We start from the raw sequence: 22,434 nt of genomic DNA on the forward strand, positions 1-22,434 counted from the left end.
AAAGCAATGCAGATTGCAGGCAAAATACCTCATCGGCGAATCATACTAAACTATGAGAGATTTGCCTCTGAATTATTGGTTAAGTCCGAGTTGTTTAATTTAAGAGCGATTTGGTGGAATTTATCCAGTTGTGGGGAGTGATGATTGCGCTTTTTCAACTGATTGATTTACAACATGTTTTGATAACCACAGTAAACGAAGTGGCCTAACAAACGGAGGGGGTAAAATGAACAAGAAGCTACTGTTTATCACGCTGTTAGTGATCGGTATGGTACCTCATCTTTTCGGTGCAACCACCGGTAAGATATCCGGGACGGTAACCGATGCCGAAACCGGTGAGCCTTTAGTCGGGGCAAATGTAGTTGTCGATGGAACCGACCAGGGTGCGGCGACTGACGCTGAAGGTGAGTATTTTATCTTAAATGTCCCACCTGGTACCTATTCGGTAACTGTATCAATGATGGGGTATGCCCGAACTCAAAAAACAGATGTACGGGTGACGGTTGATCATACTTCAACAGTAAATTTTGAATTAGAATCCTCGGCGATTACCGGCGAGGCAGTCGAGATTACGGCTACAGCTCAACGAGATGTTATTCAATTTGATATGTCTGCCAGTCAGATCAGCGTAGGCGTTGAAGAAGTAACGTCGATGCCGTCGATTACCAATATGGAAGGCGCACTCACACAGATGGTTGGTGTGGATGTAAGCCCGACGAGTTCGAATCCTGACGTAATGGTACGTGGTGGTGGCCGCGGGCAGAACTTACTGATGGTTGATGGTCAGACGATGGTTGACAATCAGTCAAATCGCCCGATGTTCAATATGATTAATCTCAGTGCCGTCCAGTCCATTAATGTCGTAAAAGGTGGTTTTAACGCTGAATACGGTAATGTTCGATCTGGGGTTATAAATGTTGTAACAAAGAATGGTCCTGCAGAAAGTTACAGTGGATCAATTGACATGCAGTATACCCCGGCGCATTACAAACATCGTGGGTATTCTATCTTTGATCATCGGAACTACTTCCTGCGCCCGTACCTGGATCCTGAAGTTGCTTTTGTTGGTACGGCAAAAGGTTGGGAAGACAAACCGGAACTGCGGGAACAGTATAACGATTTTGGCGGATGGAATCAGTTTGCACAAGATCTGGCAATGAGTCCCGAAGAAGCCCAGAAGATGTTTATGTGGCGTCACCGGGCCGAAGGGGTTGAGGATTTTGAAGGGGTGAGCCGGCAGCCTGGATCCTATGGCGACATTCCAGACTATAATATCGATGCGAGTTTTGGTGGTCCGGTTCCGTTTATCAGCGATCCGCTCGGCGACCTGCGGTTTTTCGCTTCTCATCGCACAAGTAACGAAGCGTTCGGTTTGCCGACAATCCGTGACTACTTCAGCGAAAAGACTTCGCAGCTGAAATTGACCTCGAGTCTGACCACGAACATGAAATTGACGGTTGAAGGCCTCTATGGCGAGACTAATACGGTCTCATCCGCGCCTCGTGCCTCGGGCATGGATCAGTACATGGTTGGAGGGAATTCCATCCTGTACTCACCTATTGCAACGGGTTATGATTACGTCCTTGGCCAGAACGGGTCCCTCTACTATCCAAGCGCATTGAATCCGTTCGATATTTATACCTCAATGGTTGGGCTCTCGTTTGAACACGTCCTGAGCCAGTCAACCTTCTATAATATCCGAATTTCGCAGACGATGGCCTCGAATGTGGCTGATACGGTTGGCCGTCCGCGAAGCGATGAGGTGCTCCGCTACTTTGGCGATGTACCTGTCGGGGAAGAGCCCCTCGGGTATGAAGTTGGTATTATGAGTATGTTTGACGGAATGGATTATACCGGCGAAGGCGCAACCAGAGATTATTCTGACGCGACGACCTTTAACTTTAAATTTGATTTGGTAAGTCAGATCAATAATAATAACCAGATTAAGACCGGTATCGACTTTACCTATGATGATCTGAACATTCATTACGAGCACAATCAGCCCGGTGATGTTGGGAATAACTGGGTCGCAAAATCCAGAAAATACCCGCATCGCTTTGGAGCATATCTCCAGAATAAGCTGGAATTCCAGGGGATGATTGCCAATGTTGGTTTGCGTGCTGATTATCTCGACCCCAACGCCGGAGCATACAGCGCCAATCGGTACTCGGATTATTTTAAAAAGGAATACCGTGACAGCTTTGAATCACTGGTTCCGACGGAAGAGGCTGAAACAAAAATTAACCTGAGTCCGCGGCTGGGTATCTCGCATCCGATTGCAGAGACAGCCAAGCTGTATTTCAACTATGGCCATTTCTATTCGAATCCGACTTCCAACGAATTGTATACAATCCGGAAGGATGCCCGCGGAACAGCCGAGGTTGGTAATGCGGATTTGCAGATGCAGAAAACCATCGCTTACGAGCTCGGTGTTGAATATAGCTTGTTCAATGCGTACATGCTGCATCTCTCGGGTTATTATAAAGATATCACCCAGCAGATTAACTACATCACCTTCGAAGATTACACGGGTGCTGTTGATTACGGAACCTATACGAATAATAACTACCAGGATATTAAAGGTTTTGAAGTCCGCCTGGAAAAACGGTTTGGTCAATGGGTAACCGGCTGGGTTAACTATGATTACATGGTTGTGACGACAGGTTATGTCGGCCGTGCGAATTATTTTGAGGACCCCAGAAGGCAGCGGTTGGAAGGTCTGACCAATCCATATCAGGAAAGACCGCTTCCCGAACCAGTGGCCCAGGCAAATCTCCGCGTGATGAGCCCGGATGATTTCGGGCCGGCGCTTGGCGGAATGAATCCGCTTGGCGGGATTCAGGCGAGTCTGTTGTATAGTTATCGTTCTGGTGACTATTTCACCTATCCGCAGGGGAATCCGGAAGAGAACAACGTGCAGTGGAAAGCACGCCAAAATGCGGATCTGCGATTCAACAAACGCTTTAATTTCGAAAATTACAGTGTTGGTCTGTTCGTAGATATCGCGAATGTGTTTGATTTTAAATATCTCGAAACTTCCGGTTTCGCAAGTGCGCAGGATTACAATGACTATATGGAATCCCTGCACCTGCCGCTGTATGGGAAAGACGCATATGCAGATAATCCTGATCTGGTGGAAGGAGACGATCAACCGGGCGATTACAAACAGGATTATATCAACATGCCGAATCGTGAATTCCTGACCTTCTTCAACCCGAGAACGGTGACTCTTGGTCTCCGGGTTAACTTCTGATGAAGGCGAATTTCATACGGAAAGGTAATAATATTATTATGAGTACAATTCTTGAAATGGAAGGAATACAGCGATGAAAAAACGTAATATGCTAACGTTCGGCTTATTGCTCTGCGTATTTGCGTTTCTCTCAATTGCAGACGCCGCTGAACGGAAGGCTATACAAATCGGTGACTATTGGGCAATTGTTATGAATAATACATTTGTCGGTGAGGGGTCGGTCCCCGATCACGGACAAATGGCACATGTTGGTCATTTAAGGTGGCCTATCCCGGCTTTCCAGAACGAAGGGTGGTACATGGGAGAAGCCGACTGGGTTGACGAGGCAGGTGAAACCTGGCCAGTGAAACTCACCGGCGCCGCGCCGGTAACGGCTAATGAATTGGAAGTCACTATGCCAATACCTGTGGAAGAGGGTAGTGATTTATTGATTCGCCGGTACTGGGCTCAGGAGCCACCAACCATCGATGTGGATGGGGTTCCGATAAGCACGCCGTTTGAACTGCTTGATGGAGAAGTCTTTAACGCGCCGGACAAAATCCCTGGAACGGCCGATGTTATGGTTGAAAGTAAACTCAATACCGACTTGGGTGTGACTATTCACCAGAAGGTGTTGGCCTGGGATGAAGACGACTATAACAACTTCGTCATCCATGACTGGACATTCACCAATACCGGCAATATCGACACGGATCCTGAAGTCGAACTGCCGAACCAGGTGTTGGATGACCTGTACTATCTGAGAGCCGCACGTCTCGAATTGTGGAATTCAGACTATTGGTATAGTGGACGTGGTGAATTTGAAGAAGATTCACTTCGCATTCGGTTTGCATATCCCGGCGATCTGTTTGGTGGTCGTGACCTGACTGGAAACACACCGCAGCACGGTGGCGGCGATCCAATGCCCGGGTGGCTCTGGAATGCACACTCCGTTGGGGAAGCTATCCTGCATGTCGACACCTCACCAACGGATCCGACGAATGACCCAAATCAGCCGTTTATGACTGCTACAGAAAACAGTGATTTACTCTGGATCCGGAATGATCCGTCTGCAACCGGTCCAGATGCCTGGGAAAAGGTTTACACCGTCATGAGTGAAGGCTGGGGCTGGAGAGGGAACGTACCCGAAATGGATGGATCGCGATATCCTGGTAAAACCCTGCGTCCTGGCAAGCATATGGTTCGGATGGAAGATCTCGGTGCCGAACGTGGCGCTATGGATATTTATGACCTGGAATGGGTGACCTACGGTGCCAGCTATTTTTGGTCAGCCGGCCCCTACACCCTGAATCCGGGAGAGTCCATCCGGATCGTATTCGCTAACGGATACGGTACGATGGACCCGATTAAGATTTGGGAAGTTGGCGAAGCATGGAGTGCCGGTACCGCTGGCGACAATCCGCCTCCGGGTATGACCTGGGATGCCGCGAACAACCAGGGTGATGTGGATAACATGACTGGCATATACGATGCATTTCCTGAAGTCTACAATAATAACAAAAACGACTGGGCCAAAGATGCCTGGGTCTTCACCGGGATTGACTCCTTGATGAAGAACATGAGCATTGCTCAGTGGATTAATGATAACAATTACGATGTGCCGAGCGCACCCCCTGCACCGTCAATCTCTGTCTCATCCTTGCCGGATGAGATATTGGTTGAGTGGGACGGAACACAGTCTGAAGCCGTAAGTGACTTTGCGGGTTACAGGCTCTATCGGTCAGAGGCACATTACTATGAAGGATACATCTACGACACGCGGGAGAAGGTCCACGGCGATTGGGAAATGATCGCAGAATTCGGACCTGGTGAAACCAGTTATCGCGATACAGACGTCCAGCGAGGTGTTGCATATTTTTACTATGTAACAGCTGTTGACGATGGCAGCGATCCTCCGGGTTGGAGTGGTCAGAGCAAGGTGATGGAAAGTGGAAAATGGATGAACATTACCACACAGGCTGCGCATCTGACCAGACCCGCTGGTAGTAGCCTTGAAGACATCCGGATTGTACCCAATCCATACAATATCTCCGCAGCAGAGTTGCAGTTCCCAGGAGAGCCGGATAAAATAATGTTTCTCAATCTGCCTCCTGAGTGTACGATCAGGATTTTTACTGAGAGCGGCGATTTGGTGAAAACTCTCGAGCATACTGATGGATCTGGTGATGAACCGTGGGGCAGACTTGTCACCCGGCATATGACCTCCTCGGATGATCAGATCGTCGTCAGTGGTATCTATATTGCACATATTGAAACTCCGGACGGTGACAGCATTTACAAGAAGTTCGTTATCGTCAGGTAAAGATGTATGTGCGGAATGAGATATGAACTTTCCGGGCTTTACCACTAACCTTACCCAGGTAAGGCCCGGAATAAAAACCGGGGGTTATACGACAATGAAACACGCTATTAAGATATTAACAGTTGCTTTACTCATAGCTGGCCTGGCCAGCCCGGCCCATTCAGATATAAAAAAGGTCGGGCAGACCGGACTCCAGTTTCTCAAAATTGGCACGAGTGCAAGGGCATCTGCCATGGGCGGAGCTTTTACCATGGTAGGGAATGATGCCAATGCACTATTTCACAACCCTGCTGGCATCGCAAATATGGACGAAAGTTTGGACTTTACGTCCGGGATGACCCAGTGGATAGCCGATATTAACTATAGCTCCGCTGCCGTAGTGAAAAACCTCGGCATCTTCGGGGCTGTCGGTGTGAGTGCTGTGTTTGCCGATTATGGTGACATTGAAGGTACTATGGTGGCCAATAATACCCAGGGATATACCGATGAAGGAAACGTCGATGTCGGAGCATATGCTGTTGGTGTAAGTTATGCCCGCGCACTGACAGCGGCTTTCAGTATCGGTGGCCAAGTTAAATATGCCTACCAGCATCTGGGAAGTAATGTTGTTGAGACAGGCGGAGAATCGATCAAAAATGAAGTGTCCGGTCTTGTCTATGATTTTGGAACTATCTTTTACACCGGTTTCAAAAGCCATAGAATCGGCATGAGCATCCGGAATTTCTCGCCGCAATTCGAATACGAGGAAACGCCATTTGATCTGCCGCTGACCTTCAATATCGGCACCGCTATGAACATCATGGATCTGGTCATGCCGAGTCACCAGAATCCGTTAGTGCTTTCCATTGATGCGGTCCATCCACGTGACTATACGGAACGTGTGCATGTTGGGGGTGAATACTGGTACAACAATATGATTGCCCTCCGTGCTGGATACAAGTTCAATTACGACGAAGAAAGCCTGACTGCCGGATTCGGTTTCAAACAGAGCCTGGCGGGCATAAATGTCAAGATTGACTATGCATACAGCGCGTTTGATCTGTTCGACTCGGTGAACAGGTTTTCATTCGGTCTGCAGTTTTAATTGACCGGATATAAATTTTCACATGCGGTTGCATGTGAGGCTTTACGAGAATGGATACATTACATGTTTTAAGGTGGTATATCCTTCTCACGGGAGAAAAGAATTATGCTGTAAAAAAGCCCTCCCAAAAGCAGACCCCGGCCCGATTGTAGTGATTCTTAAAGGAAGATGAGATAACGCATACAATTTTGCCGGGGTCTGTTTTATATCATGGAGGTAAGGAATTGAGATACAGAGGGAGCCTGGGGGACTATAGCGTGAACAGTTGGTGAGCGGTATATGCAATTTAATACGAGACAAGAGAACGACGTCTTGCAGTCTGTCACTCAAAGGCAATTGAGTCAGTAATCCGAAGAGATACGGGATAACGAGGAACGTCAAAGGACACTTAACCGGAGGGGGTTTTCTATGGGAAAAAAGTTAATTATTTTTAGTATTTCTCTGTTAATAGGGTCGCTGGTTCTTGCCCAGGCGGATGTAAACTCTGCCAGGATAAAGATCGATACAGAGCGTCAGATCGGTGACATCCATAAACATATCTATGGAAATTTCGCCGAACATCTCGGCAGATGTATCTATGGCGGCATCTATGATCCTGACTTTAAGAATTCAACAGAGGAAGGCTTTCGCAAAGATGTCCTGGAAGCGGCCAAGGGCTTAAATGTTTCATTGCTTAGATGGCCGGGTGGTAATTTTGTCTCTGGTTATCACTGGCAGGATGGAATCGGCCCAAAAGAAGATCGCCCGCAGCGAACTGATTTAGCCTGGCGTACGCCGGAATTCAATACCTTTGGTACTGATGAATTTATCGAATATTGTCGTGCGCTCGGAACCGAACCGTATTTTGCCGTGAATCTTGGGACAGGTACGCTGGACGAAGCCCGTCGTTGGGTGGAATACTGTAACATCGAATCTGGCCCATATTACGCGGAATTACGGAAAAAATACGGTCACGAAGAGCCGCATAATGTGAAGTACTGGTCACTCGGTAACGAGATGGACGGGTGGTGGCAAATGGGGCACAAGAACGCCACGGATTACGGGAAATTTGCCCGCGAAGCAGCGAAACTGATGAAATGGACTGATCCCAGCATCAAGCTGATTGCCGCTGGCTCATCAAACTTCTATGAAGGCGCCAGTCCCCACGACTGGAACGCTACGATTCTGGACTACTTGGTCGAATATGTAGATTATATTGCGCTCCACCTGTACGTGAGAAATAACGATAATAATTATTATAACTTTGTGGCTTCACCGCTTGAAATCGAGAAACGAACGGATATTGTCCGGGGACAGATTGGGGCGGCGCTGGACAAGGCTGAGCGTAATGAGCCAATTTATGTTGCCTGGGATGAATACAACGTATGGTACCGCGCCCGCGGCGGAGAAGATTCCAGAGGACGTCATGCGCTGGAGGAGAAGTACAACCTCGAAGATGCCATCGTTATTGCACAGTTTATGAATGCGTTTATACGGAATGCCGATATTGTAAAAATGGCGAATATGGCTCAGCTGGTAAATGTCATTGCGCCGATATTTACCAATGAAACGGATATGTATCACCAGACAATCTATTATCCGGTACAATTGTTTGCCAACAATTCGTTCGGGACTTCCCTGGATGCGTATGTTGATGTAGCGACCTACGATACCGAGGATTACGAAGACGTTCCCTACCTGGACGTCTCTGTTGCGTATGACGATGACAATACAGTGGTCATCAATGTGGTGAACCGGCATCTGGAAAACACGATAGAGACGGATGTCATAAGCCAGACCGGCGAATTTGCAGGGACTTTTGAAGTGTTTGAAGTGAATGGACCGGACATCAAAACACGGAATAACTTTGATGAAGAGCCGGTTCAAACGGTGGAAAAACCGTCCTTCAAGGCGAATGGCGAAAGTTTTACCTATGAATTTCCGCCGCACTCATACACGATGATCAAGGGCAAAATTAAGTAACAACCATTTTCGGGAGTGGACACAAGGGAGCCGGCGTCAAAGGTTAGTTATTTTGTGCTTCCGCTTAAAAAGTGATATCTCTGTCTGATAGGGATTGAAGTGCGGTAATTAGTCTAAAACGGTTCCGTAACATACGAGAATGCACGTGAGCAGAATCCGCTCGTCCGTGCATGTTATTCACAACTTAAGGAAAGGGACGATTATGGAGTCCACGAACAACCGATCCTGGATGCCACACAGATTGGCTTCGGGAGGCGCGATTATTCTGTCGGTGGTTTTATTACTACTGGGACCACATTCTCTGGAAGCTGCAGATGCTTCGAACAAGATGGTGATTAATGCCGACCTTGGCGAAAAAACTATCAGTAAACACATTTACGGGCATTTTGCCGAGCATCTTGGCCGGTGTATTTACGGCGGTATATGGGTTGGGGAGGATTCCCCGATACCAAATACGAACGGTATCCGGAATGACGTAGTGAAAGCGCTTCGTGGAATCGATATCCCGAATCTGCGCTGGCCCGGTGGCTGTTTTGCCGATACCTATCATTGGAAAGACGGAATCGGTCCCAAAGAAGAGCGTCCCACAATCGTGAATGTCCACTGGGGCGGTGTGACCGAAAATAATCATTTCGGTACGCATGAGTTTCTGGAACTGTGTGAGCAACTGGATACTGAACCGCTAATCTGCGCAAACATGGGCAGCGGAACCGTCCGCGAAATGGCCGAATGGGTAGAATACGTCAATTTTGATGGTAAGAGCCCAATGGCCGATCTTCGCCGGGCGAACGGTCGCGATGATCCGTGGAAAGTGAAGTATTGGGGCATCGGCAACGAGATGTGGGGCTGTGGTGGCGATATGACCGCCAAACAATACGCCGATGAATTTCGCCAGTACGCCAGCTTTGTAGAGGATTACGGCGATATCGATGTGGTGAAAATCGGCAGCGGTCCGAACAGCACCGATTACGAATGGACCGAAACCCTGATGAAGGAAACCACCAGCGGTTGGCGTCCGTCTATGGATGCAATGGATCTGCACTATTACACCCGAACACGTGGTGGTTTCCAGATGTTGGGCGATATGATGATTATCGATCGCTCCGGCCCGGAGCTCAGCCGATCTGCCACCGAATTCGGCGAACAGGAATGGTTCGTTACCCTGAATCAGGCGTTGCGGATTGATGAGATTATCGAAAACCATAGCACCATTATGGACAGGTATGATCCGCAGAAGCAGGTTGGGCTGTACGTTGGTGAGTGGGGCACCTGGCACGAGGTGGAACCCGGAACCAACCCCGGTTTTCTGTATCAGCAGAATACCCTTCGGGATGCGCTGGTAGCCGGCGTTTCACTCAACATATTTAATGAGCACGCTGACCGGGTTACCATGGCGAATATTGCCCAGACCGTGAACGTCCTCCAGGCGATGATCCTGACGGACGAGGAAAAGATGGTGTTGACGCCGACGTATCACGTATTCGAGATGTACAAGGTCCACCAGGAGGCGACTCTGCTTCCGCTGGATATGGAAACGGGAACATATTCATTGGAAACAGATTCTGAAGAGGAACAAGGCCGAGGGTTCTGGGGTCGCATGGGAGCAGGACAAAATTCTGTCCCGACCCTGAACGCTTCTGCATCCAGAAATGCCGACGGCAAAGTGCATATCACCGTCTGTAACCTTAACCCCAATGAATCTGCGGACCTGGAGTGTGACCTTCGGGGGATGAGTGCCAAAAAGGTCTCCGGCAGAGTTCTGACTGCATCAGATATGAATGCGCACAATACGTTTGACAATCCTGATGTGGTCAAACCGGAAAAATTTGATAACGTTAAATTGAACAAAGGAATGTTGACTGCAACACTTCCGGCCATGTCAGTGGTGGTGCTGGAAGTTCAATAGTGTTAATCTGAACTAAAAAAGTGGTTTTGAGATCGTTTTTCTGTTAAAATCAAGCGCCCCATCACGGTTAATTGATGAGTCGGTGCAATCTCAAAACCACTTTTTATTTATTTGGAGCAATCGGTGTCAAAAGCCAGGGAGTATGCCGGGAAAAACCTGTCACGTGGAAAACGCTGGCTGTTTACCTTTGTACTGATAGTTATTATCCCGCTCATTTTACTGCTCCTGCTTGAGGCCGGATTAAGAATTACCGGCTACGGATATTCTCCGGACTTTTTGGTGAAGCAGACAATCAACGGCCAGGAATTTTTCACCGATAATACACAATTCAGTTATCGGTTTTTCCCCAGGGAATTAGCCCGTCCGGCGCAACGATTGGCTATACCGATCGATAAATCGCCTGACGAATTTCGTATCGTTGTGCTGGGGGCCTCAGCCGCTATGGGCGATCCGGACTATTCCTTTGGGGTCAGTCGTATCCTGGAGGAACTGCTGCAACATCAATATCAGGAAAGGAAGATCCGGGTAATCAATGCGGCGATTACGGCGATTAACAGCAATGTTGTACTGCCGATTGCCAGAGATATCGCCAAATTGGAGCCGGATGTGCTGATTGTGTACCTCGGCAATAACGAGGTGATCGGGCCGTACGGCCCGGGAACAGTATTCGCCCCGTTCGCGGCGAATCTGGGACTCATCCGCGCCAATATTTTCCTGAAATCTACAAAGATTGGGCAAATGGTAAACGATATCAGCCGCGGGCTGCAATCAGGAGAAGTAAAACAGGAGACATGGGGCGGCGTAGATATGTTCACTGCTAACCGGATTCGTCACTCCGATCCACGGATGGAAAACGTATACAACCATTTTCAAAAGAATTTGCAGGATATTTCAGAGGCCGGAACCGATGTCGGAGCAAAGGTGATCCTTTCAACTGTTGGAACAAACCTGCAGGGCTGCCCGCCGTTTGCTGCACTGCATTCCAACCAAGTGGACAGCGCGTCCTTGCTTCAATGGGAAAATCTATATCAGCAGGGATTATCGGCAGAGGAATCTCAAGATTACGAAAGTGCAATCGGTCTCTACCAGGATGCTGCCAAAATTGATGGAGTTTATGCCGATCTGCATTTCCGGCTGGCAGAGAGCCATACAGAGGTGAACCAGAACGATTCTGCCAAAGCACATTATATAAGGGCGCGCGACCGGGACGCGCTGCGGTTCCGTGCTGACAGCCGTATCAATAAGATCGTTGAGGAAGTTGCAGAAGGATTTGGTGAAAAGACTGCCGCCTTAACGAATGCGACAAACATTTTCCAATCCGACTCAGACGATGGCATCCCCGGGGAAAACCTGTTTTATGACCATGTCCACATGAATTTTCGTGGAAATTATCTCCTCGCTAAAAAGTTGGCGAAACAGGCTGCCGAACTGCTTGACCTTGGAGAGTCCGGGGAAGTGCTGACTCAGGAGGAATGTGAAAATCGTCTGGCATTTACACTCTATGATCAGGTGCGAATAGAACGGGAAATCCTGAACAGGTTGCAGTCCCCGGCGTTTGCCAACCGGATGGATAACGAGGAGGCTGTTCGGGAGGCGGAGGCGAACCTGGAACAAAAGCAAAACCGGTTACGCGCAGATGTTCGGCTGGCCACAGTAGAAAATGAATATAAACAGGCAATTGCTCTTAATGAACAGGACTGGATTCTGCGGAAAAATTACGGACTCTTTCTCCTGGAGGCGAGGAATAAGCCTGACCTCGCAGAGGAGCAGTTCCGGTTTGTGTTGGAGCGCTTTCCGTACGACTATCTCTCCCAGAATAATCTCGGAATGGCTTACGCACGTCAGGGGAAACTCCATGATGCTATTGGCCGGTTTGAGCAAGCATTGGAGCTCAAACCCGGTTTCACAGAGGCGCATTTCAATATAGCGCGAATTCTTGAGCAACAGGACAGGTATGAAGAAGCTCATACGCATTATAACCAGGCCCACCTGACTCCGGAAGAGATGACCGATCTCTACATCCGGTATGCACAATACCTTTCAGAAACAGGGCAGAGAGACCAGGCGGTGATGCGCCTCCGCGAAGCAATTCACCGTACACCGAATTCCCCAAAGGCCTATTTAATGCTCGGGAATTTGTACGAGAATACGGGACACCCGGACTCAGCTATTAAATATTTGTCGGAGGCGGTGCGACTCGGTTCGGAAAATACTAAGGCGCATATAGACCTGGGAACGTTATTGTTTAAGCGGGAGAATTACCCCGAGGCTGAAAACCATTATAAGCGCGCATTGGAACTATCACCGGACCTGCCGGAGGTGCAAAACAATCTGGGATTGGCCCTGGTTCAGCAGGGTAAATTTGCCGAGGCAATTCCGCACTTTCGAAAGGCCGTGGAAAGTCGCCCTGATTATCTCGCGGCGCGCGGGAATCTCGCCGGCGCACTCAGCCGGGTGGGACGCAATGACGAGGCTATCACCCAGCTCGAAGGAGCGATACGGTTCAACCCGAACAATCCCAGTATTCACAATAATCTGGGGGCACAGTTATTGAATGCCGGAAAAGTTGAGGAAGCCATCACACACTTTAAAAAGGCATTAGAACTCGACCCCGATCTGTACAGCGCAAAAAATAATCTGAATTATGCTCTATCGCTTTTGGAGAATGATGATGGGTAATGTTTCTCCTTTGGATAAGCGTGAAATTTCCATTGGGGTTAGTGTATGTAATCATTATGAAAGATGAGGGCAGGATGGAAAGTCAAAGTAACACCGGGTTAAGGATTCATCGATTAGGGTTGTGTGTATTGTTCACCATTGTACTGCTGATTGTACTGCCTGGAAAGGGTATTACTCAACAGGGTGACATTGGAGTCCATGATCCGGTGATGATTCAGCAGGACGGTACGTACTACATTTTTCACACAGGATGGGGAATCTCCATTAAAAAATCCGAGGATATGGTCACCTGGGAGGACGCCGGTCGTGTTTTCGAGGATCCGCCGGAGTGGGCCCTGAATTCCATTGAGCGGTTTCGCGGACACATCTGGGCCCCGGACATTGCGTACCATGACGGGAAATACTATCTCTACTATTCCGTGTCGGCTTTTGGCAGAAATACGTCAGCCATAGGTGTTGCGACCAATACCACCCTCCACCAGGACGATCCGGATTACGAATGGATCGACCATGGCCCGGTGGTTGAATCCGTGCCGGGGAGAGATCTCTGGAATGCAATTGATCCGAATCTGGCGTTCGAAGAGGATGGAACTCCCTGGCTCACATTCGGCTCATATTGGCTCGGGATGAAACTGGTGAAATTGCAGGATAATCTGACTTCCGTCGTGACGGATACATCTCTGGAATGGCATACTATTGCTGCGCGGCACCGCTATTGGAAGCTGGATGAGCGAGCTGCCGGGAATTCAGAGAACGGAGACGTGGAAGCCCCGTTCATTTTCAGGAAGAATGGCTGGTATTACCTCTTCGTCTCCTGGGATCGCTGCTGCGCCGGCGAGGAGAGCACCTACAAAGTCGTGGTTGGCCGCTCCAAGGATATTACCGGGCCCTACGTGGACAGAGCCGGACAAAAGATGATTCACGGCGGTGGCACGCTGGTTGTCGGCGGGAACGAGGATTACGCCGGCATCGGGCATCAGGCGGCCTACACCTTCGATGGCAAAGATTATCTCATCGCTCACGGCTATGACCTGTCCGACGACGGAAACTCCAAGCTGCTCATCATGGAAATGACCTGGGATGACGACGGCTGGCCGCAGGTTACAGTAAAGTAGGGTATAGGGTATAGGAACAACCGGTTGGTAGTTCCTGCTTTAGCAGGTTTTGGCCCTTGAAATGAAAAAAGAGACGTGTAGCCAGAGACCGGAGATAGGAAAGATGGGATAAGGTATAATGGTATAGGGTATAAGGTATAAGGGAAGCACTTCCGTCGCTGATCGCTCAAAGCGTCGGTGACGGTGCTAGGATTAAAAAAAAATGTAGAATGAAGATTGATTAAAAAATAAATGACAATGCCTATTGCGGAAAAGATTGGAAACTGGAGGCCGGAGACAGGAGCCTGGAAAGATGGAAAGCTGGAAAAGACATTTACGCAACCTGCTGGCGACGTATGGAGCGGTTACCGACAGAAAAAGGAAACCTTACGCAATACGTAATACGCAATACGCAACACTTAGCATAATTCCGAGTGCAATTGAGCGAGAATTAATTTCGACCTTCTGAGGAGAATCATGATCAAAAAAATTGTTGCTATGATAATTTTCGCCTGCTTTTTGTCCGGAGGAATCACCAACGCCCAGCCCAGAGACGTCGGAGTCCACGATCCGGTGATGATTAAACAGGACGACACATATTACATCTTTCACACCGGACGGGGTATCTCGGTAAAGTCCTCCACCGATATGGAAAGCTGGAAAGAGGAAGACCAGGTATTCGACGCTGCACCGGACTGGGTAATGGAGATGTTACCTGGATTTCGGAACCACATCTGGGCGCCGGATATCGCTTTTCACGACGGTACGTATTATCTTTATTACTCGGTCTCGGCGTTTGGGCGGAATCGCTCCGCCATGGGCGTTGCGACGAATACCACCCTTCATCCTGATGATCCTGATTTTGAGTGGGTGGATCACGGTAAAGTGATAGAATCGATCCCCGGTCGTGATATGTGGAACGCCATCGATCCGAATCTCGCTTTCGATAAGGACGGCACGCCGTGGCTCAGTTTCGGCTCCTTCTGGATGGGACTCAAAATCGTCAAAATGCAGGATGATTTAATCCATGTGGCAGAAGGCAATGCCAGAGAATGGCACACCATCGCCGCCCGGCATCGCTACTGGAAGCTGGACGAACGAGATGCCGGTGATGCCGCAAATCCTGAACTGAATTATGAGATACTCTACCCGGAGGCAATCCTGGAGATGAACCGGAATATGGAAAACGGCGCCATAGAAGCACCGTTCATCTTTCGGAAAAACGGCTGGTACTATCTCTTTGTCTCCATGGACCGCTGCTGCCGTGGCGAAGAGAGTACCTATAAAATCAAGGTCGGGCGTTCCAAGGATATTACCGGCCCGTATCTTGACCGCGCCAACCAAAAGATGATTCACGGCGGCGGCACATTGGTAGCCAAAGGCAACGCGGAATGGGCGGCCGTTGGACATCAGGCGGCCTACACCTTTGATGGAACAGATTATCTGATATTCCACGGATACGATGTCTCAGATGACGGAAATGCCAAACTCTGGATCTCCGAAATTCAATGGGAAGACGAAGGTTGGCCGTCCGTGGACGGTTTGCCGTCGAATTGATTGGATAAATAGATAAATGGGGATGTAATCTGATAATATGAGTAAAAATTATTTGGCCTCGCATTTCATTTCGCCTTCATGCTCGGCGACTGGAAGAAAAGCCAAAATCAGCTGTTTGACTGGTGCTTTTGTTTGTTGACCAGATTACGAGAGAATGAAAACGGTAATAATTAACGCAAAAAAAGTAGATGAGGAGGGAGTTCTGATTCTGGCCTGGAAAGAGCCGTAAGCATGGTCGAAATGAAATGCGCAGCCTTGACTTTTTAAGTCCTTTTAGTGTCCAGGTGTTCCACACAAGGGTGTCAAGACAAAAGGACGAATTAAAATAGTTAAATTGGAAGAGGATATTGTAGAATCGGATTTCGAGGTAATATTAGACAATAAATTTTGATGATAGGTCTTCAGAAATATAGCGAAACACATACCTAAAGAAAGGCAGGCAACTCGCATGCAAATCGATCGCGTTCTTAAACTCATACTAGTCACTGTAGTTATGGCTACCGTGACAGTTAGCCTGGGAGCCGTTCCCAGGATAACCGTCGAGGTAGAAGATGATCCCGCAGTGGATATTAGTCCTCTTATGTGGGGACTATTTATCGAGGATATCAACTTCGCCGGTGACGGCGGGCTCTATCCGGAAAAGGTGAAAAATCGCTCTTTTGAGTTCGAGCGCCCCATGATGGGATGGCAAATTCTCCGAAAAGATGGTGCTAAAGGGGATGTTTTGCTCTATCGGTACGATAAACAGCCCCGGAATCCCAACTATGCCCAGTTCCGGGTTAAAGAGACCGGTGGTGGCTTCGGGCTGAATAATGAAGGATTCCGGGGCATGGGGATCCGGAAAGGCGCCGGATTTGACTTCACCATTCAGGCCAGAAAGGTCGAGGGAAGCATCTCCGCTCTGCGCGTGGAAATTATCAATAGCGAGGGGAAAGTTATCGGTAAGGGTAAAGTCTCCGGCTTTGAAGCGGGGAAATGGAAGACCTATGAAACCGAGTTGACTGCCACTGAAACTGCTGCAAAAGCCACCATGAATCTCTGGGTGGAAGGCACCGGCAAACTGGATTTCGACATGGTATCTCTGTTTCCGCACGATACTTACAAAGATCGGGAAAACGGACTCCGTCCGGATCTCGTAAAAATGATGGAAGACATGAAGCCGGGATTTCTGCGTTTCCCCGGTGGATGTATCGTAGAAGGATTTGACCTGTCCCAGCGATATCAATGGAAAAACACCATCGGCCCGCTGGACGAACGGGTGGTGACTATCAACAGGTGGAACTTCGAATTCCAACACAAGCCGGCTCCGGATTACTATCAATCCTACGGACTCGGCTACTACGAATATTTCCAGCTCGCCGAAGATTTAAACGCCGAGCCCATGCCAATCCTGAATATCGGGATGGCCTGCCAGTTTAACACCGGCGAGTTAGTCCCGGTGGATGAACTCGGCCCGTATATCCAGGATGCCCTGGATCTCATCGAATTTGCCAACGGCCCCGCAGACAGTGAGTGGGGGAGTGTCCGTGCGGAGATGGGACATCCCGAACCGTTTAACATGAAAATGCTGGGCGCCGGTAACGAGCAGTGGGGCCCGCAGTACATCGAACGGTATAAACCGTTTGTCGATTCCATCAAGGCGCATTATCCGGACATACAGATCGTTGCGGCCACCGGCTCGGATGCCACGATATTCCCCAACGGGGAAGAAGAAATAGACTATCTCTGGAAACAATGGATGAAGCTCGATCCGGAAATCGTGGATGAGCATTTCTACCGGACGCCGGACTTCTATCTGGAAAATGTGGACTGGTACGACGATTACGACCGGAGCGGTCCCAAACTGTTCGTCGGTGAATACGGCGCCCAGAGCGTCGGTGTGGCCAGTCCGGATAACGAGAATACCTGGCGGACGGCACTCTACGAAGCCGCGTTTCTTATAGGGTTTGAGAGGAACGCCGACCTGGTGCGGCTGTCATCGTATGCACCGCTGTTCGGGCACCTGGATGCTTGGCAGTGGAAGCCGGATCTGATCTATTTTAATAACCTTGATGTGTTCGGCAGCGCCAACTATTACGTCCATAAGATGTTCAGTACTAATCCGGGAACGCATATGTTGACCGCGACTGTAGATGATAAGCCTAAGACGAGCGACGGAATTGAAGGCCTCCACGCCAGCGCTCAGCTGGATAAAGATGCTGGTGAGGTCATTATCAAAGTAGCCAATGCAACGAAGAAGGCACAGAAAACATCCGTCAACCTCAGCGGCGCCGGTGAGGTTGGGGGTGAGGCGAAAGTCATCATCTTAAAGTCCGGATCGCTGAAGGACTTCAATACCATCGATAACCAGAAGAAGATTTATCCGGAAGAGTTTACGGCATCGGTGACCGGGCCGGATTTTGAGTATGAATTTGCACCTTTATCGTTCACTATCATCAGGGTGCCTGTGGAGTAAATTGTATGAAGATTAGAGATAAACAGGGAAAACAAGTAAACAAAATGTCAGAGCGAACCACAGCAAGGGAGGATTCATGAGGGAATTATCACGCACGAAACTGGCAGTACTGTTCTGCCTCAGCTTTCTGTTTGTGACCAGCGCCTTTAGTCAGCCGGCAACGGTCACTATCGATCAGACAGAAACGCGCGAGGAGATCAGTAAGTATATCTATGGCCAGTTCATAGAGCACCTTGGACAATGCATCTATGGCGGCATCTGGGCCGAGATGCTGGAAGATCGCAAATTTTACTATCCGGTGCCGGCCGAGAGCGAAGACGCCATCTGGCGCATAACCGATCGGCAGGCGCGGGTGTTGAATGCTTCTCCGTGGCAGGTTATCGGGCCGGAAGGCACGGTCACCATGGTAAAGGAGAATTCTTATGTCGGCCGACACACACCACATATCAACGTGGCCGGCAGCGACGCAGTCGGGATTTTCCAGGGAGAACTCGGCGTGGTGGAGGATAAGCAGTACAGCGGATATGTTATTTTATCCGGTGGAAGTGACGTTGGCCCTGTGACAGTCTCATTGGCATGGGATGGCGGCAGTGAATCGCATGTCATCGAAGAAGTGTACGAAGAATACGTGAAGGTGCCGTTCATGTTCACTGCCGGGGCAAGTACCGACAACGCCCGGCTGGAGATTACCGCGAAAGGTCAGGGAACTCTGAAGATCGCCACGGCTTCAATTATGCCGGCAGATAATATCGACGGTTTTCGGCGGGATACCTTCGAACTCCTGCAGGCACTTGACTCGCCGGTTTATCGCTGGCCCGGCGGAAATTTCGTCAGCGGATATGACTGGCGGGATGGTATCGGGCCCAGAGATAAACGTCCTACGCGGACGAATCCGGCGTGGACGGGTATCGAGACCAACGATATGGGGCTGGATGAGTTTATCCATCTTTGCAGACTCCTGGATACCGAGCCGATGATTGCCGTAAATACCGGTTTTGGCGATGCCTATTCGGCTGCGGCTGAAGTTGAGTATGCCAACGGTGATCCTTCAACGGAATACGGAGAATGGCGTGCCCGGAACGGCCATCCGGAACCGTATGATGTGGAATACTGGTGTGTGGGGAACGAAATGTTTGGTCGCTGGCAGTTGGGTTACATGGAAATCGATGATTATGTGCTGAAGCATAACCTGGTTGAAGAAAAAATGCGCGAAGTTGATCCCTCCATCACCACTATCGGTGTCGGTGAGATAGGCGATGATGGCGAATGGTCACGGGAAATGCTGGAAAACAGCGCAGATCACATGGATCTCATGAGCGAGCACTTCTATGCGTGGAACGATACCAGTGATATTCCGGCGCACGTGGCACAGATTACGGGCAACATCAAGCGGATTGCCGATTACCACCGGAAATTCCGGAAAGAGATCCCCGGCATCGCCGAGAAGGATATCAAAGTTGCCCTGGACGAATGGAACTACTGGTACGGCCCGTATCGCTACGGCGAACTGGGTGTCCGGTATCATCTCAAAGATGCGCTCGGTATCGCAGCCGGTCTGCACGAATATTTCCGCAATTCCGATATCTATTGGGGGGCTAATTATGCCCAGACGGTGAACGTCATCGGCGCCATTAAGACCACCAAAACCGAAGCAGAGTTTGCCACTACCGGGTTGCCACTGATGCTGTACCGCAAGGAGTTCGGCAAGACGCCGGTAATGGTTGAGAATGGTGCGAAAAATGTCGACATCAGCGCGGCGCTTACCAAAGATGGAAACGCCCTGACTATCGGCGTCGTCAACATGAACAAAGAGAGCGTCGATCTCAACTTCGAGGGGATCGATCCAGCCAGCGACGCGACTACGTGGATAATCACCAGTGATGACCACGATCCGCGGGCCTATAACGTCCCCGGTGAAGAACGGAACGTCGATATCGAAGAAGCCGGGAACACCGATTTGACGAATACAGTGGAAGTCGAACCGCTGAGCATTACTTTGTTTAAGGTGCAGCTGTAGAAACTAGCAGCCCAATGTAGAGACGTGCCATGGCACGTCTCTACACACGTGCGAAAATGATTGATAACCAAGTTCGGCCAAAAAATAAAACTCCCGCTCCGATCCCAATCCGGAGCGGGAGTTTTTTGTAAGGAGTTATGCGATGAAACGCTGGGGTATCATTTTAGTCATTATTTTGGTGGCGGGAATGCCGGGATTTGCGCAGGATGGTGAAAGATCTTATAGGATTGTGAGTCCGGATCAGGGTATAGTCGTCACCTTTGAGGTTGGCGGAGATCAATTTGCGTACTATTCGGTGGCTTATCAGGGGACAACAGTTCTTGAGAATAGCCGACTGGGTGTTGAGCGTATGGATGCCGATCTGTTTACCGCACTCCGAGTTGATACGGCATCGGCGGTGACTCCGGTCGATGACAAATACTCCATGCGCACCGGCAAGCAGTCGGAAATCCGGTATCAGGCCAACCGGCGTGTTTTTCACCTGCGAAATGATGCCGGGAATCCGTTGGACATCATTTTTCAGGTTTCCAATGATGGCGTGGCGTTTCGGTACCACTTTCCGGAAAAGACTCCGGATGTGAGGACGATTCTGAAAGAGTATACGACCTTTCGGTTTTTAGAAGAAACCCACGCCTGGATACAGCCGCTGGCCGAACCGAAGTCCGGTTGGCAAAAATCCAATCCCAGCTACGAAGAGCACTATATACACGATGTGAATATCAGGGAGCTGCCGGATAATCCCCACGGATGGGTGTATCCTGCACTGTTTAAAACCGGTGAGACCTGGATACTGATTTCAGAAACAGCACCCGGATATAACTACTGTGGATCCCGGATTTCGTATGTCCCCGGAGCGCAGCAATTCAGTATTGTTTATCCCACTGTCGTAGAGTCATTTCCCGATGGCGGGGCTAAACCGGTCGGAACTTTACCCATGTCCAGCCCCTGGCGGATTATCGCAATCGGCGATCTGGAGACCATTGCTGAATCGACTCTGGGAACGGATTTAGCCGATCCGCCAGTTGAGGCTGATTTCTCCTTCGTCGAGCCGGGCCGTGCGTCCTGGAGCTGGGTCATGCTAAAGGATAACTCGGTCAATTACGATACCCAAAAACGTTTCATCGATTATGCCGCCGAGATGGGATGGGAGTACTGTCTCGTTGACGCGGACTGGGATCGAAACATCGGGTATGACGGTATAGCGGAATTGTCGGCATACGCACAGGATAAAGGTGTCGGACTCCTTCTGTGGTACAACTCCGCTGGCAGCTGGAATACGACTCCGTACACTCCCAGAGATAAACTGCTGACCCATGATAGTAGAATAGCGGAGTTCACCAAGCTGCAGGAGATGGACATCGCCGGAATCAAGGTGGACTTCTTTGGCGGGGATGCCCGTTCCATGATGGTATACTACCAGGATATTTTCACGGATGCGGCGAAGTATGACCTAGTGGTGAACTGTCACGGAACCACGCTCCCCAGGGGATGGCAGCGGACATATCCGAATCTGGTGACCATGGAATCGATCATGGGATTCGAGTTCGTCACTTTCGAACAGCAGAATGCTAACCGCCAGCCGATGAAATCGTGTGTGATCCCGTTTACGAGGAATGTGTTCGATCCCATGGACTTTACACCAGTCGGATTTTCTGAGATTCCGAACATTGAGCGGCGAACCTCCAATGCCTTTGAGCTGGCCACGGGGGTTATCTTTCATTCCGGAGTCCAACACTTCGCCGCCATCCCGAAAGGGATGAATTCTGTTCCTTCTTATGTGAAGCGGGTGATGAAAGAAATTCCGGTAGCCTGGGATCAGACGGAATTCGTCGCAGGTTATCCCGGAAAACTGGCAGTCTTGGCCCGGAAAAAGGGGAATGCCTGGTATGTCGCCGGGATTAACGGGGAAGACCGGCAAAAAGAGGTGACCCTGGATCTGTCATTTCTCGCTTCCACCGAAGGCATGTTGATCGCCGACGGCGAGACCAACCGGGATTTTCGTCAGGAGAAAGTGGAATTATCCGGGGGCAAGCAGTATTCCGTAGATTTATCTGGATATGGCGGATTTTTGATGAAGTTTGGCGGAAAGTAAGAAATGCCAATCGTCCCTGACGGGACTTTGCGG

At 49.6% G+C, this 22,434-nt stretch carries 11 protein-coding genes; all 11 read left to right on the plus strand.

Going from position 1 to position 22,434, the window contains the following annotated elements; genetic code table 11:
* The first annotated feature begins 226 nt into the window (after positions 1-226).
* Entirely contained in the window at positions 227-3,253 is a 3,027-nt protein-coding gene (locus K9N57_01040; GenBank protein ID MCF7802753.1) for a TonB-dependent receptor, read from the plus strand.
* Between the two features lie 73 nt (positions 3,254-3,326).
* A complete protein-coding gene (locus K9N57_01045) occupies positions 3,327-5,555 on the plus strand; it encodes a fibronectin type III domain-containing protein (protein ID MCF7802754.1) in 2,229 nt (742 codons plus the stop codon).
* A gap of 94 nt (positions 5,556-5,649) precedes the next feature.
* Positions 5,650-6,639, plus strand: a complete 990-nt coding sequence (locus K9N57_01050; protein ID MCF7802755.1) for a PorV/PorQ family protein — start codon at positions 5,650-5,652, stop codon at positions 6,637-6,639.
* A 408-nt stretch (positions 6,640-7,047) separates the two neighbouring features.
* Entirely contained in the window at positions 7,048-8,601 is a 1,554-nt protein-coding gene (locus K9N57_01055; GenBank protein ID MCF7802756.1) for an alpha-N-arabinofuranosidase, read from the plus strand.
* Positions 8,602-8,830: 229 nt separating this feature from the next.
* Positions 8,831-10,507 carry an alpha-N-arabinofuranosidase gene (locus K9N57_01060; GenBank protein MCF7802757.1) on the plus strand — a complete coding sequence of 559 codons (1,677 nt, stop codon included), beginning with the start codon at positions 8,831-8,833 and terminating at the stop codon, positions 10,505-10,507.
* Positions 10,508-10,630: 123 nt separating this feature from the next.
* Positions 10,631-13,186: a tetratricopeptide repeat protein gene (locus K9N57_01065; GenBank protein MCF7802758.1), complete on the plus strand. Its 2,556-nt coding sequence runs from the start codon at positions 10,631-10,633 to the stop codon at positions 13,184-13,186.
* Positions 13,187-13,260: 74 nt separating this feature from the next.
* Complete coding sequence (locus tag K9N57_01070; protein MCF7802759.1) at positions 13,261-14,301, plus strand: arabinan endo-1,5-alpha-L-arabinosidase; 1,041 nt, start codon at positions 13,261-13,263, stop codon at positions 14,299-14,301.
* Between the two features lie 477 nt (positions 14,302-14,778).
* Positions 14,779-15,837, plus strand: coding sequence for an arabinan endo-1,5-alpha-L-arabinosidase (locus K9N57_01075; GenBank protein MCF7802760.1), 1,059 nt, complete (start codon positions 14,779-14,781; stop codon positions 15,835-15,837).
* Positions 15,838-16,285: 448 nt separating this feature from the next.
* On the plus strand, positions 16,286-18,292 hold the full coding sequence (locus K9N57_01080; protein ID MCF7802761.1) for an alpha-L-arabinofuranosidase: 2,007 nt from the start codon (positions 16,286-16,288) through the stop codon (positions 18,290-18,292).
* A gap of 76 nt (positions 18,293-18,368) precedes the next feature.
* On the plus strand, positions 18,369-20,309 hold the full coding sequence (locus K9N57_01085) for an alpha-N-arabinofuranosidase (GenBank protein MCF7802762.1): 1,941 nt from the start codon (positions 18,369-18,371) through the stop codon (positions 20,307-20,309).
* Positions 20,310-20,451: 142 nt separating this feature from the next.
* On the plus strand, positions 20,452-22,401 hold the full coding sequence (locus K9N57_01090; GenBank protein MCF7802763.1) for a glycoside hydrolase family 97 protein: 1,950 nt from the start codon (positions 20,452-20,454) through the stop codon (positions 22,399-22,401).
* Positions 22,402-22,434: the final 33 nt, after the last annotated feature.

The sequence above is a fragment of the Candidatus Neomarinimicrobiota bacterium genome (genome assembly GCA_021734025.1).
Lineage (GTDB): Bacteria > Fidelibacterota > JAANXI01 > JAANXI01 > JAANXI01 > JAANXI01.

Bases quoted from the DNA above. Each gene is read 5' to 3' on its own strand.
- K9N57_01040 (MCF7802753.1), top strand. From the start codon at position 227: ATGAACAAGAAGCTACTGTTTATCACGCTGTTAGTGATCGGTATGGTA.
- K9N57_01045 (MCF7802754.1), top strand. From the start codon at position 3,327: ATGAAAAAACGTAATATGCTAACGTTCGGCTTATTGCTCTGCGTATTT.
- K9N57_01050 (MCF7802755.1), top strand. From the start codon at position 5,650: ATGAAACACGCTATTAAGATATTAACAGTTGCTTTACTCATAGCTGGC.
- K9N57_01055 (MCF7802756.1), top strand. From the start codon at position 7,048: ATGGGAAAAAAGTTAATTATTTTTAGTATTTCTCTGTTAATAGGGTCG.
- K9N57_01060 (MCF7802757.1), top strand. From the start codon at position 8,831: ATGCCACACAGATTGGCTTCGGGAGGCGCGATTATTCTGTCGGTGGTT.
- K9N57_01070 (MCF7802759.1), top strand. From the start codon at position 13,261: ATGGAAAGTCAAAGTAACACCGGGTTAAGGATTCATCGATTAGGGTTG.
- K9N57_01075 (MCF7802760.1), top strand. From the start codon at position 14,779: ATGATAATTTTCGCCTGCTTTTTGTCCGGAGGAATCACCAACGCCCAG.
- K9N57_01080 (MCF7802761.1), top strand. From the start codon at position 16,286: ATGCAAATCGATCGCGTTCTTAAACTCATACTAGTCACTGTAGTTATG.
- K9N57_01085 (MCF7802762.1), top strand. From the start codon at position 18,369: ATGAGGGAATTATCACGCACGAAACTGGCAGTACTGTTCTGCCTCAGC.
- K9N57_01090 (MCF7802763.1), top strand. From the start codon at position 20,452: ATGAAACGCTGGGGTATCATTTTAGTCATTATTTTGGTGGCGGGAATG.